This window comes from Liquorilactobacillus ghanensis DSM 18630 (assembly GCF_001435235.1).
Classification (GTDB): domain Bacteria; phylum Bacillota; class Bacilli; order Lactobacillales; family Lactobacillaceae; genus Liquorilactobacillus; species Liquorilactobacillus ghanensis.
Genome location: NZ_AZGB01000009.1, coordinates 23026 through 36488, shown reverse-complemented (window position 1 = coordinate 36488; position 13463 = coordinate 23026). Strand labels below are relative to the sequence as shown.

The following is a 13463-nucleotide window of genomic DNA, read 5'->3' as shown; positions in this document are numbered from 1 at the left end:
TCGTTTTATTTTGGTTGTGCGTGTTAATGGCAATATTTTAGGAGGTTGCAAGGAATGGAAAATGGAATTGGAACTAATGTTAAAAAGATAAGAAAAGCAATCGGCATGACTCAAGATGAGCTAGCTTTAAAAATAGGAATTACTTCTACTGCACTCGGAAATTACGAACGTGGAGAAAGAAGGTTGCCATCTAGTTTAATTATTCCAATTTCAAGAATCTTGGAGGTTGATGAACGAGATATATTAGGAAGCCAATATCGAAGAAATAATAAAAAAGCCAAACAAGAATTAACTAGCGTTTTAAAACAGTTAAACATTTTAGAAAAACAAGTCAGGTCAATTATCGACACACTTAATTAGTTTTCACTCTAAATGTGAATGCACATAAAATAAAATCACCAAGGAGGTTGTCAAAAATGAAATATCAAAAGAAGCCAGTAGTTATTGAAGCAGTTCAATTTTTACCAAATGAGCGGAATTTAACAGAAGTTCAGAATTTTTTGAAAGATACTCATGCTAAATATTCAATTGGACTCAAATCTGGAAAAGTTGAAAGAATTTTGATTTCAACACTTGAAGGCATAATGACTGCTAGCGAGAATGACTATATTATCAAAGGGGTTCATGGGGAGTTTTATCCATGCAAGCCAGATATTTTTGAAGAAACTTACGAGCCAGTACAGGTGAGCTTTGCAGAAAAGGTAATTGGTTCATCGTCCTTAGAAAGTCAGAAAATAACAAGCGGAACTATAAAAGCTGATAAACTAGTTTTTAAAAATTTATAATTAAATAAGGAGAAAAATAAAAATGGATAATCAAAAATTTATCGATAAGTGTAAGGAATTGGTTGTAAATTATGCTAATGAACACTTAGATAAAACAGATAATGTTTCAGTTGAATGTTGTGTGGCTATCTAAAACACTTCAAAACAACAAGGCACTACTAAGTACCGCGTTGAACGATGGAATGTACTATGAAGCAACTTTTAACGGCGATAAGAATGAATTGTATCTTGACGCTTATAAGAAGTTTGAAAATAAGAAATATTATTTTTGAAATTAGTTAACATAAGATTCTCACTTTGCTATATTATTAGTGAGGTGATGGAAATGGAAATATTTTTGCTAGGGGCTGTGAAAGCTAGTTCTCCTTGGTATGATAATCCAAACTTATGGCAAGCATTAAAATGGTTATTGTTGTATATAGCGATACCAATAGCGGTAGCTTATATTGGAAGTGCAATAAGAGTAAAAAAGTTAGAATTTAAATTAAAACAAATAGAGAAACAATCCGCTCTCATATTAAAAGCATATAAAAAAATAAAGACCGTTGAATCTTGGGGCAACAGGGCACCATCGGAATATGGGCTTCAAGAACTTGAAGACATATTAGATGAAACTGTAAGCTTTTTGTATGAAAAAGAATTTTATATTCCAAATCATATATATAAAAAGAGCCTAAATCTGTTAAATGGATGGGGGCATATTTCCGATAAATATAGTCAGTATTTGAAAGGAAAAAAAGGCGAAATAGAGTATCGTGATTTGGATGTAGGAAAAGATATAGAAAAATTAATAAAAAAAAGAAAGTTATTGGAAAAAAGCATAAAGAAGAAAATTGGATATGCTTAGTTTTTGACCTGCCAAATGTCACTAAACTGGGTAACAATTAAATAGCATGCGTGGGTCTGTTGAAGACATCATGATTAAATCAGCACAATGTGTGGGGCGTAAGCAATGCATGGGGTGCTTTTTTTGTGGACTGAATTAACAGAAATGCGTGGGCGAAAGGAGTTTTAACAATGAAAAAGCTACTAAAGATGAATTTACAGATGTTTGCTGAAGGTGGAGAAGGCGGTCAAAGTGGTGGAGATCCAGCACCTACTGACCCAAAATCAGTAGATCCGAATGCTAGTGATCCAAAGCCTAATGACCCTAAGCCAAATGATCCAGCATCAAAACCATTTAAGTCATTTGCTGATGAGAAAGAACTGCAAGCATACACTGACAAATTAATTCAGAGTGCAATTAAGACACATGATGAAAAGAAAGCCAGTGAAGCAAAACAGCAAAAAAATTATGACAAAATGACTGACTTGGAGAAAGCTCAATACGATAAAGAACAGCTTCAAAAACAGTTAGCTGAGTCACAAACTCATGCTAAGGTTGTTGAGAATCGTGCAAAGATTACTGAACGACTTGGCAATGATGATTTACCAACTGGGCTGATCAGTGTATTTGGTGAAGGTGTTTTGTCTGATGATGATGCGCTTGAAGAAGCATACAAGAATGTGTCAAAAGTGTTTGCTGATAGCTTACAAAAAGCAATTGATAAACGTATTGCTGCTTCAAGTACATCTGTTCCAGGCTCAACGAATGCTGCAAAGAAATCTGAAGGAGCGACAGTCGCAGAACAATTTAATAAGCAACAGCAGCCTATCAAAACGAATTTTTGGGCTACTAAATAAAGGGAGGAAATATAAATGGCTTATGTTAAAGCAACAGAAACAGTCAACGAAACTAATTTCTTAGCTTCAGAAAAGTTTGTATCTTTTCCACGCCAGGTTGATTCAACAAGTTACGCTGTAACAACTGATGGACGTGGTCACAAGGTGATTCCAGCAGGTACCGTTTATCCAACCAATGATGCATCTGCTGAAGGGGTAACAATTGATGAGGTCGATGTAACAAACGGTGCTCAACCAGTTGGAGTTATTGTTGATGGCTTCATCTATGGCAAGAAGTTACCAGTTGAACCAGCTGCAGCGGCTATTACTGCATTAAAACGAATCAGTTTTGTTGATGAGGCTGCTACACCGGCTGCGCCAGCAAATGGAACTACAACTGGAAAATAATAAAGGGGGAATTTAGTAATGACAACAATCGGAGATTTATTTTCACAACACGATTTAATTGACTTTTCGTTAAATCGTCAGTATGCACCATTTCTAGGCGATTCACTGTTTCCAGCAACTAAAGTCAACTCACTAACTGTTGATGTATTGAACCGTCAGACACGTGTACCAATCATTGCTTCAGTAGCAGCTTTTGATGCAGAAGCTGAGATTGGTAGCCGTACAGCATCAGAAAAGGCTATTGAATTAGCTTTGATCAAACGCAAAATGCAGATTAAAGAACAAAATTTATATGCATTGCTTAACCCACGGACACCAGCCGAAGGTGCATACCTTAAACAACACGTATTTAATGACTTTGATGTACTTAATCAAGGCGTTTTAGCTCGCGTTGAAAAGATGTCAATGGACGTTTTAGCAACTGGTAAAACACTCTTAGCAGATGAAAATGGTAATTTGAGTATCTCACTTGATTATAGTGTGCCATCAGCTCATCAAGAAGCATTGTCTGGCACAGCTACATGGGATAATGCCGATGCTGATATCTTAGGAGATATCGTTCGCTGGTGTGATTCACTTGATATTGCACCAACACGTGCTTTAACATCTCGCAAGGTATACCGCTTGATTACCACTAACGCTAAAGTGTTACAGGCAGTGTTTGGTACTTCAACACGCGCTCTTGGACAAGCTGAATTCGATGCATTCATGCAATTGCAAGGTTTGCCAATCATTCGGACTTATGATCAGAAATACAAAGATGGCAAGGGCGTTTCAAACCGTTACTTCCCAGAAAATCGGATTGTTTTAATGAATGATGATCCATTAGGCAATAAAGTGTTCGGACCAACACCGGAAGAACTGGCGCAGTTTAATGGCTCGGCACAAGTAAATGCTGTGGGCAATGTTTATGACATGATTTATACCGAATCACATGACCCAATCGGTACATGGGAAAAGGCTTCGGCTGTAGCATTACCTGCATTCGCAGCAGCTGACGAAGTATTCCAGGCACAAGTTTTAGCCTAAGAGGTGCTTTAAATGAAAGTTAGAGTCAAAGATATGCCAGTGCGGCATAATGGTAAACGTTATAAAAAGAATGAAGAGCTTGTCATTGATCAGAAACATTTCAATGATAAGCTTTTTGTTTGCCTTGATTCAGCCAAAAAAGACAAACAGTCAATTAAAAAATAGAGGTGATTGTATATGCCAACACCAAGTCCGCCAGATAAGGCGGGTCAACTTACAAAGTTGTATGCACGCTTAGGAGTGGCTGCCGATTCAAATGATGCAGCAGTTGTTTCAGATATGTTCGATGATGCAATTCAGATGTGCCTTGATTACACAGGACGAGCTAATTTAACTGCACCAATCTTGATTCAAGCCAAGCGGCTAGCAATTGTCATGTATAACCAGCAAGCCGATGAAGGCGAAATTGAAAGAATTGAAGGTAGCGTAACTCGAACCTTTGAAACTGGCATTCCTGCTAGTATTCGATCGTCACTTGCACCATACCGAGTTGGTAAAGTGAGGGGATTTTCATGAGATTAAGGCCTACCGATTTGACTACTGCTTATGTGAGAAAGCCACAACAGACAACCGACGATGAGGGCAATGTTATCACAGGCGGTTGGTCAGATCCGATTGAAATCAAGATGAACGTTCAAAGTGCTGGTGGTCAAGTTAATGCACAAGTATGGGGAAAGCAGCTTAAGTATATTAAGTCATGCAAGTATCAAGGCAATGTGCTTAATGAAAATCAGAGTGAAAATTGGGGCATCTGTTTGAATGTTAGCAAGGATGATGATCCAGACTATTTGATTAATCAGGTACAAACATTTGCTACGCACAAAAATATAACTCTCGAAAAGCGTGATCAAGATGGCTGAATTTGAAATCAAAGGAATGGATAGCTTAAAAGCAAAGCTACAGAAATTACCTGGCATTTTTCACGATGCAATTTGGGATGGCGCTTTTGATGTAGCTGAAAAGGCTGAAGGCTATGCAATTAAAGAGCTTCAATCATCTATAAAGCATGGCAATGGTGAATTAGCTCGAAGTTTGAAGTATGAAGTAGTTGAAAAAGACGGAAAGATTGTTGGTCGTGTTTGGTCCGATAATGCAGTTGCATGGTATAGAGAGCTAGGAACTGGGCTTGTTGGCCAAATGTCACCGAAAAAACTGCCAGATGGTTTTGAACCATCATATCGGCAAACGCCTTGGTTCATTCCGGCTGATAAGGTAGACGTTGATTTAAATGAAGTTTATGGGATGCCAGTAATCACGATTAAAGGAAAGAAGTTTTATCGGACTAAAGGTCAACCAGCAAGACAATTTTTAACGCCAGCTATTGATCAAACGTCTTCTGAAGCTGACAAAATAGTTGCTAATCGAATAAACAGAGCCTTACACGATAAGTTGGGAGGATAACTAATGGAAATAATTAATATGAAGACGATAGCTTATCAGACTATTAAGTCGATTGCAGATATTAAGTTAGTTACTACCAGTTATCCTGATACGTTTACTGTTTATCCGGTTGCCATTTATTCAACTCAACATAAATCTCATTTTAGAGATTCAGATATGAACGAACTGCTAACAAAATGGACAATCACAATTGATTTATTTTTAGATCAAGGAAGTTTAACAGGTATTACCAATCAGCTCATAGCGAAATTTTCTGCTATGGGCTTTTCTAATGATGTGGGCGATGAAAATTTGAGTGGTATATCACGTGTGTTTATCAAATTTACAGGAATCGTGGATAACGCGATGAACAGAGTTTACGAAAAATAAGGGGGAACAATTAATGCTTAAAATGATTGATTTACAAAAATTTGCAGTTGATGCAAGTGAAGGCTTAGCTGCAACAGGAACAACGCTAGCAATTTCTACAGATAATAAAGCTTTCACTCCAATTGCAGGTATCAAAACTACGCCTGACATTGGTGCGGATCCTGAAACTATTGATGTCACCGACTTGTCTGATACAAAGAAAAAGAGTGTAGCCGGTATTCAAAACACACAGAACTTAGCATTTTCTTGTGTTTATAAGGGAAGCAACTTTTCTAGCCTTGTTTCTCAGGGTGATGGCCAAACGCAGTACTATTGGAAAGTAACATTTCCAGATGGGCTGACAGCAACATTCCAAGGGTCATTCACCTTGAAAATTGAGAATGTGGCTGTTAATGGGGCAATGGGTTTCACAATCACGGTAGTAGTTTCTGATGGGCCTGATTTCGGTACACCTTCAGCACCAGCACCGTCAAAATAATAGCCCCTGCTGAGGTCACGGTAGCGCCAACAGCTACATCTACTGTAATTAGTTCTGATGCTGATAATTCAGTTGATAGAAGTAATCAGTACTTGAAGATTAGCAATCCTACAACCCATGCGTTATTTGCAGGAGCTAAGGGTGCTAAATCTGTAACATTAACGACCTTGACCGCAGGGGATTACGCAGCCGGGACATATGAAGCATTTTATGATTCTGTTGCAGGAACTGATATTGGTGAGGATGCTAGTGACCACGTTCCAGTACCAGCATTCACAGTACCAACTTCGCCGGCTGGAAGTTAGAACTTAATTAATCGATTCAACAACGCAAACAGAGACGAGAAAGATGAAACGGATTTAGGAGGAATATTTAATGACAGTAAAAAAAGCAACTAAAGAATTTAATTTTGGCGGTTTAAACCTTGAGTTAAAGCTTGCAGCACGTGACATTTTGGAAATTGAAAAACGTTTAGGCAAGTCAATGATGTCACTGTTTATGTCTGGAGATGGTGAGATGAAATTACCACCAATCAATGAAATTTTGATTGTATTGCAAGGTGCAAATCAAACTCACGGAGTTACCGATAATGATATTTTTAAAGCATTTGAGAAATATCTTGATGAGGGGCATTCACCGATGGAACTTTTTCAGGTATTGACTGATTTATTCCAGGAATCAGGTTTTTTCGGCAAAAAGGCTTCGGCTTCGAAGACAATTTCGGAATCTCAACTGAGTCTACTGGACAACAATCAGTAAAATACCAGACAGTTAGTGAACTACTAAGAGCTATTTATCCGTTAGCTGTTCAATATGGTGTAGATGCTGAGCAATTTTGGGAGATGAGCTTTGAAGAAATCATGGTTCAAACACTTGCTAATCGTAAAAACCGAGTAGATGAGATGAAGTTTAAAGCGATGATGGATCACCAGCAAGCTAATCTAATTGCATATGCATTTAATGATCCAGCTAAAATGCCTAAATTGGAAGAAGCTTATCCATTTTTGAATGAATCAAAACAGACTGAACAGGTGCCTGAGTGGAAGAAAACACAAATGGCTCTAATGGCTAGAGCAACTCAAATTAAAAATGCTAGAAAGTTAATGAAAGGGGGAAAATAACTTGGAATTAGAAGAACTTGAAGTGTTATTTAAAGTTAATACTGAAGCGCTGCAGCCAACTCTTGATAAGATTCAGTCAGCTTTTAGTAATTTTGGTATGAAAGTATCTGGTACAACTAAGTCCAGTATGGAAAAAACAGAAAGTAACCTAGACTTGTCAAAAGGTTTAGCCAAAGTACAACAACAGTTAGCTAAGATGAATGAAACTGTTAGTAGTTATTTTAATCGGGCGGCTGAAAGTGCAAATCAAGGTGCTGGCAAAGTTTCTCAAAATGCTGGGAAGATGTTTAGCGGGACCCAACAGAAAGTTAAGAAAGACCTTGATTCAGTAATTTCAACAATTAATAGCAAAATGGATCAAGCACGTGCTGCACAGTCTAAAGTCAATGAATTGCTTAGCCAAAAAAATTCATTAAGCAATGATCAACAAAAAGGCAAGCAAGGTATTCAGATTGATAACCAAGTAGCTTCAGCACAAGCTCAAATGACCAGGTATCAAAACCAAGCTAAAGCATTAGCTCAGGCAATGCAGCGTGAATTCAATGCGATTCCCGATTCGCTTAAAAGAATTGCTTCAGCAATGGACGAAAATGAAGTAAAAATCAATACCTTGCGTAATCAACTAAAAAGATTGCAGCAATCATATCAAGATACACAGGGTGCTGCTGAAATTGCACCAGGTAATAAACGTACTCAAAGCAATTTAACTTCACTTGAAAACTCGATGATGTCTACACGAGACAAAATGAGTAAGCTCATTAATGCGAACGATGAATTAGCACAGTCGTATGCCTATGTCGAAGATCGTGCTAAGCCACTGAAATCAGCACTTGCTCAAATTAGTACTGAATTAAATTCAACTGAAGCTACTGCAAGCAAATCATCAAACATTTTTAGCCGTTTAGGTAGTTCGATGGGTAACTTTGGCAATCGAATGCGAAACATTGGCAGTTCTATTCGTGAAGCAACGAGTGGAATGAATATGTTTGGGAACAGTAGTGAATCATCGATGAATCGGGCAACTAGATCTGGTCGTGATTACTACAGTGTTTTAGGTAGCATTAAATCGCAGCTAATGTTTTTGCCATCCATGCTCCTGGTGTATGGCTTGCTATATAACGGAATTATTAAATTGACTGGTGGAATGGCAGCAGCGCTTAAAACCAATCAGCAATTTGCTAGCAGTTTAAATCAGATCAAAGCTAATTTGATGATTGCATTTTATCCAATTTATAGTGCTGCTTTACCTGCTATCAATGCTATGATGTCAGCAATTTCAAAAGCAACATCCTGGATAGCTCAATTTACATCTGCTTTGTTTGGAATGAGTTATTCTACTGCTAAAAAAGGTGCTTCTGGTTTGTATTCACAAATTCAAGCAATGAATGACACCTCTAAAGCATCAAAAGCAGCAGCTGATCAAATCAAAGAAGCCAACAAACAGATTAAAGAGCAAAACAGACAGCAGGCCGAAGCTGTTAAGCAAGCTAACGAGCAAATCCAAGCTCAGAATAGGCAACAAGCAGCAGCTGTTAAACAGGCAAATGAACAAATTCAAGCACAAAACCGTGCACAAGAATTGTCCGCTAAGCATGAAAATGAGCAAATCAGAGAACAAAACAGACAAGCGTCTGCTCAGGTTAAAGCTGATAACGCTCAAATTACAGCTTCAAATAAAGCAGCGGCAGAATCATATGAACAGCAAAAGAAAGCCGCTGAAGATTTATCAAACACTTTAATGGGATTTGATGAATTAAATGTTCTTGATAAAAATCAGGCTAATGATCTTGAAGCACCTGAAAAACAAGCTCTTGAGTCCTATCAAGCACAACCGACTGTTTCTTCACCGGATTTAACTCCAACACAGTCTGCACCTGATTCAACACCGACTCAACCGGCACCAGAATCAACGCCACTTGAAAGTGCTGATGATGCAGGAGATGCGGGTGATGATAGCGGCATTAACTTTGATAACACGCCTAACACTATTTTTGATTCAGCAGCGGACTCAGCCAAGAAACTTAAAAAGATATTAGGCGAATTGTTCGATCCAATGAAAGAAGCCTGGGATGCTAAGGGCAAAGATGTAATGGATGCTGCTAAATACGCAGCTGACGAATTAGGAAAAGATTTCAAAGATGTTGGCAAATCGTTTATGAATGTCTGGACTAATGGCACTGGCAAAGAAACCATGGAAAATCTGCTGCAATTGGTGGCTGATTTACTGAATATCATTGGAGATATTGGTAAGGCCTTTGATGAGGCATGGCGTCATGGCGATGCTGGTACCGATTTAATCCAAACGATGTTCAATTCTTTAAATGATGTGTTGAGGTTGTTGCATGATATAGCCACATCGTTTAGACAGGCTTTCAATGATAATGGGTTAGGCGAAAAAATATTTGCTAACTTAATTCAACTAGCAACTGACATATTTAAGATAATTGGTGATATAGCAAAAGCCTTTGATAATGCATGGACACATGGAGATGCTGGCACTAAGCTATTTCAAGCAATGTTGACGCTTGTTAATACCTTTATTAAGACACTTGATGGAATTGCTAAGGTGTTTGATGAGGCTTGGAACAAAGGGAATGCTGGTCAGAAAGTATTTTCTGCTTTGATTACATCAGCTACAAAGGTTATTGATCTGCTGAATGATATTGCTACATCATTCAAGAATGCATTTAACGATAGCACTGGCCAAAAGATTTTATCTGACATCTTAGGCATTGCCAAAGATGTAGTTCAAACAATTGGTAATTTTGCAGGTCAATTTGATAAAGCTTGGCAACATGGTAATACAGGCACATCAATTTTTAAAACATTACTTGGTATGGTTAGTGATATAACAGGTGCTTTAAAAGATATGGCTGATTACACTGTCCAATGGTCATCTAAGCTTAATTTTGCTCCACTTTTAAAGTCCATTGATAACTTATTACAAGCTATTAGACCAATTGCTAAAGATGTGTGGGATGGTTTAGATTGGGGTTATAAGAATGTATTATTGCCACTAGCTAAGTTTACGATTACACAGCTAATTCCTAACTTTTTAAATTTAGTAGCTGCAGCATTGAAATTGCTTGGAAGCATTATTAGTGCAGCTAAGCCTGTGTTTAGTTGGTTATGGAATAACTTTTTACAGCCACTTGCTAAATGGACTGGTGGGGTAATTGTTGATGCACTTAAAACTTTAACAAGCGCTTTAAGTGGACTGTCTGATTGGGCAACCAAACACAAAACTATTGTTGAGTGGATTCTGTCAACAATTATTGCATTGATGGCTGTTAAATATACTACTAAAGCATATGCTAGCTTAGGAACTGATTTAACTAATATCGTTAAAAACATTGAAAAAAGTGGTGGTCTAAAATCAATAGTTTCTAGTTGGTTTAGCAAAATAACAGGCCTGGATGATTTAAAAGAGGCGGTTGCGGCTACTAAGGAATTATGGGGATTTGCTAAACTAAAATGGGTAAGTTTCGCTAGTTCTTTAAAGGATATTTGGACAGCGTTTAAAAACTGGAGCATTTGGGGCAAAGCCGCTGCAGTTGCGCAAGATGCTTTAGATGCTGTTATGGATCTTAATCCTTATGTATTGTTGGCTCTCGCAGTAGCCGCTGTTGTTGCTGCTTTAGTTGAATTATATAAGCATGATAAGAAATTCAGAGATTTCTGTAATGACATTTATAAATCAATAACACAATGGCTGGGTGATGCCATAACTTGGCTCAAAAAGAACTGGGCGCAAGCTGCTGTAACCATTATCAATCCGATAGCTGGAGTGGCAACTTGGTTCTTGAAAGATACATCAGTTGGTCAAAGTATTACTAAGTGGGCTTCAAAGTTACCTGGTAAAGCTGCTGATTGGGCTAAATCTGTTGGTACAACGATCGGGAAACACGTTACTAATGCTAAAAAAGATATTCAACAGGCTGGTCAAAACATTGGAAACTGGATTTCAGAATTTCAGTCTGGTGCTAGTAAAAAGATGTCCGGTTGGGCTAGTGGTTTAGGCCAACTAATTAGTGATGCGATTAATGGAACTAAAGATAAAGCGTCTGATGCTAAGAAACTAATTCACGATGCAGGCAATAATATTGGTACGTGGATTAATGACTTTCAGTCAGATGCAAACAAGACCATGTCTGGCTGGGCTGCAGGATTGGGGCAGTTGGTTCATGATGCGGTTGCTGGAGCGAAAGATAAAGCTTCAAGCGTGAAAAAATTAGTTGAAGATGCTGGTAGCAAAATTGGCACTTGGATTAACAATTTTCATGATAGTGCGAATAAATTGATGTCTGATTGGGCTGGAAGACTTGGGACAGTTGTAAGAAATGGTGTTAATACAGCAAAATCATTAGCTCAACAGGCTGGTACAACATTAGGCGGCTGGGTCAATAATTTTCGAAGTGGAGCTAGCCAAACTGCAAGCAAATGGGCTTCATCACTTGGTAGTACAGTAAGAAGTGGAATTAATGGAGCTAGAAATTTAGCACAACAAGCAGGAAGCACCTTAGGTAACTGGGTCAATGATTTTCGCAATGGTGCAAGTCGAACTATAAGCGGTTGGGCAAGTGGCCTGGGTAGTACAGTCCGAAGTGGTGTCAATGGTGCACGTTCTTTAGCTCAACAAGCAGGTTCCGCAATAGGAAGTTGGATTTCAGAATTCCGTGGTGGTACGGCTCAAAACTTATTCAGTTGGGCTGGTAGCTTAGGCGGTAATATTGCTAGAGGTGTTCGCAATGGTCTAAGTGCTATTAAAAATGCTATGAACGATGTTGCGGATGCGATTAAATCACCTGTTAAGAAAGCTGTTAACAAAGTTAAGGATGGTATTAACTGGGTTCTGAAAAAAGTTGGTGCAAGCGGTCTTAGTTGGGGAATATTCAACTGGGCCAAAGGTACAAATAGCCACCCTGGTGGATTAGCTATGGTCAATGACCAGCAAGGGCCAAGCTATCGTGAATCATTTGAATTACCAAATGGTAAGCAAGGAATTTTCCCAGATGTTCGAAACTTAGTATTGCCATTGCCTAAAGGTACGAAAGTTAAAACTGCTTCTGAAACTCAAAAAACAATGAGCCAGATCATGCCACATTATGCTGGTGGAATTGGTGATTTCGATTTTGATTTTAGTGGTCTTGATGCTTTATCTAAAATTAATTGGGCCGATCTATTTAGCGGAATCGGAAGCGGAATTGGTGATATGTGGGATGGCGTAACAGACGAGTTTGATAGTATTCTTTCAGATGTTTCGCACCCTAAGAAATTGCTTGATTACATGGTTAACAAGTTCATGGATTACGATTACAGTTGGTCAACTATGCAGACCAATTTAGCTAAGGGAACCGTTAAAACGGAAGAAAATGGCTTGATGAGTTGGGCTAAAAACATCATGAAAAAATTTGGTGTTGGTACACAAACTGGTCCTGGTGCATCAGGTTGGACAGATGCTGTTAAAAAAGCACTTGCTAAGTTAGGACTGCCAACAACTTCTAATTATGTTAGTGCTTGGGTTCGGCAAATCCAGACTGAATCTGGTGGCAACGAGAAAGCTATGGGTGGCACTGATGGTTTATCTGATGGACACGCTGAAGGGCTACTACAAGTTAAGCCGCCTACTTTTGCAGCTTATCATCTATCTGGTTTCAACGATATTTGGAAGGGCTACGATAATATGCTTGCCGGTATTAACTATGCAATTCATCGTTACGGACGGACAGGTATGCTTGGCGTTATCGGTCATGGTCATGGCTATGAAAACGGTGGTTATGGTGATCAACAAGGTCTATATCCATTGTTTGAGGGCAATAAACCTGAAATTGTTTTACCATTAACCAATAAAGAACGTACTCTCGACTTGATTCAGCAAGCCTTGAAATTTATTGGGGTCAACTTTAGTAACGGATTTCAGATACCTAAAAGCTTGACTAATCCAATTTCTTTAGCAGCTGTTGATTCTGTTTCAACGCAATCAACAGCTGCTAATATGTCTGGTGGTGGTGTTAGTGAACTTGGCACCACGATTGTTAATGCTTTAATGCAAGGATTACAAATGAATAATCTTGGTGGTACAAATTCTAATCAGCCAATCAACATTAATTTAACGTTGAATGTGGGCAATGATAAATTTGGTGAGGCGGCAATTAAAGGTATCAACGCAGTCAATGCTAAAAACCACCGCAACATGCTAAATCTTTAGGA

General features: G+C 38.4%; 15 protein-coding genes and 2 pseudogenes. All 17 read left to right on the top strand.

Annotated elements, in window-relative coordinates; translation table 11 throughout:
- Positions 1-54: 54 nt before the first annotated feature.
- Entirely contained in the window at positions 55-360 is a 306-nt protein-coding gene (locus FC89_RS03060; RefSeq protein WP_057871085.1) for a helix-turn-helix domain-containing protein, read from the top strand.
- A gap of 56 nt (positions 361-416) precedes the next feature.
- A pseudogene (locus tag FC89_RS03055) lies at positions 417-683 on the top strand (hypothetical protein); the annotation flags it as partial.
- A gap of 124 nt (positions 684-807) precedes the next feature.
- Positions 808-1057, top strand: a pseudogene (locus FC89_RS03050) (DUF6275 family protein).
- Positions 1058-1110: 53 nt separating this feature from the next.
- The gene (locus FC89_RS03045; protein WP_057871084.1) at positions 1111-1632 is read left to right on the top strand and encodes a hypothetical protein; all 522 of its coding nucleotides are present in this window, start codon (positions 1111-1113) and stop codon (positions 1630-1632) included.
- Positions 1633-1802: 170 nt separating this feature from the next.
- The gene (locus FC89_RS03040) at positions 1803-2468 is read left to right on the top strand and encodes a capsid assembly scaffolding protein Gp46 family protein (protein ID WP_057871083.1); all 666 of its coding nucleotides are present in this window, start codon (positions 1803-1805) and stop codon (positions 2466-2468) included.
- A gap of 15 nt (positions 2469-2483) precedes the next feature.
- Positions 2484-2855: a hypothetical protein gene (locus FC89_RS03035; protein ID WP_057871082.1), complete on the top strand. Its 372-nt coding sequence runs from the start codon at positions 2484-2486 to the stop codon at positions 2853-2855.
- 18 nt (positions 2856-2873) lie between these two features.
- Positions 2874-3884, top strand: a complete 1011-nt coding sequence (locus FC89_RS03030) for a major capsid protein (RefSeq protein WP_057871081.1) — start codon at positions 2874-2876, stop codon at positions 3882-3884.
- A 12-nt stretch (positions 3885-3896) separates the two neighbouring features.
- A complete protein-coding gene (locus FC89_RS12525) occupies positions 3897-4049 on the top strand; it encodes a conjugal transfer protein (RefSeq protein WP_157060642.1) in 153 nt (50 codons plus the stop codon).
- A gap of 12 nt (positions 4050-4061) precedes the next feature.
- Positions 4062-4400, top strand: a complete 339-nt coding sequence (locus tag FC89_RS03025) for a phage head-tail connector protein (RefSeq protein ID WP_057871080.1) — start codon at positions 4062-4064, stop codon at positions 4398-4400.
- Positions 4397-4744 (top strand): hypothetical protein, encoded by a 348-nt coding sequence (locus FC89_RS03020; RefSeq protein ID WP_057871079.1) that lies wholly within the window; start codon positions 4397-4399, stop codon positions 4742-4744. Before FC89_RS03025 ends, FC89_RS03020 begins: the two co-directional genes overlap by 4 nt.
- Positions 4737-5285 carry a hypothetical protein gene (locus FC89_RS03015; protein WP_057871078.1) on the top strand — a complete coding sequence of 183 codons (549 nt, stop codon included), beginning with the start codon at positions 4737-4739 and terminating at the stop codon, positions 5283-5285. Before FC89_RS03020 ends, FC89_RS03015 begins: the two co-directional genes overlap by 8 nt.
- A gap of 3 nt (positions 5286-5288) precedes the next feature.
- Positions 5289-5654, top strand: a complete 366-nt coding sequence (locus FC89_RS03010; protein WP_057871077.1) for a hypothetical protein — start codon at positions 5289-5291, stop codon at positions 5652-5654.
- Between the two features lie 13 nt (positions 5655-5667).
- Positions 5668-6132: a phage tail tube protein gene (locus tag FC89_RS03005; protein ID WP_057871076.1), complete on the top strand. Its 465-nt coding sequence runs from the start codon at positions 5668-5670 to the stop codon at positions 6130-6132.
- 92 nt (positions 6133-6224) lie between these two features.
- Positions 6225-6437: a hypothetical protein gene (locus tag FC89_RS03000; protein WP_057871075.1), complete on the top strand. Its 213-nt coding sequence runs from the start codon at positions 6225-6227 to the stop codon at positions 6435-6437.
- 70 nt (positions 6438-6507) lie between these two features.
- The gene (locus FC89_RS02995) at positions 6508-6891 is read left to right on the top strand and encodes a DUF6096 family protein (protein ID WP_057871074.1); all 384 of its coding nucleotides are present in this window, start codon (positions 6508-6510) and stop codon (positions 6889-6891) included.
- A gap of 83 nt (positions 6892-6974) precedes the next feature.
- A complete protein-coding gene (locus tag FC89_RS02990; RefSeq protein ID WP_057871073.1) occupies positions 6975-7253 on the top strand; it encodes a hypothetical protein in 279 nt (92 codons plus the stop codon).
- Position 7254: 1 nt separating this feature from the next.
- Complete coding sequence (locus tag FC89_RS02985; RefSeq protein ID WP_057871072.1) at positions 7255-13461, top strand: hypothetical protein; 6207 nt, start codon at positions 7255-7257, stop codon at positions 13459-13461.
- Positions 13462-13463: the final 2 nt, after the last annotated feature.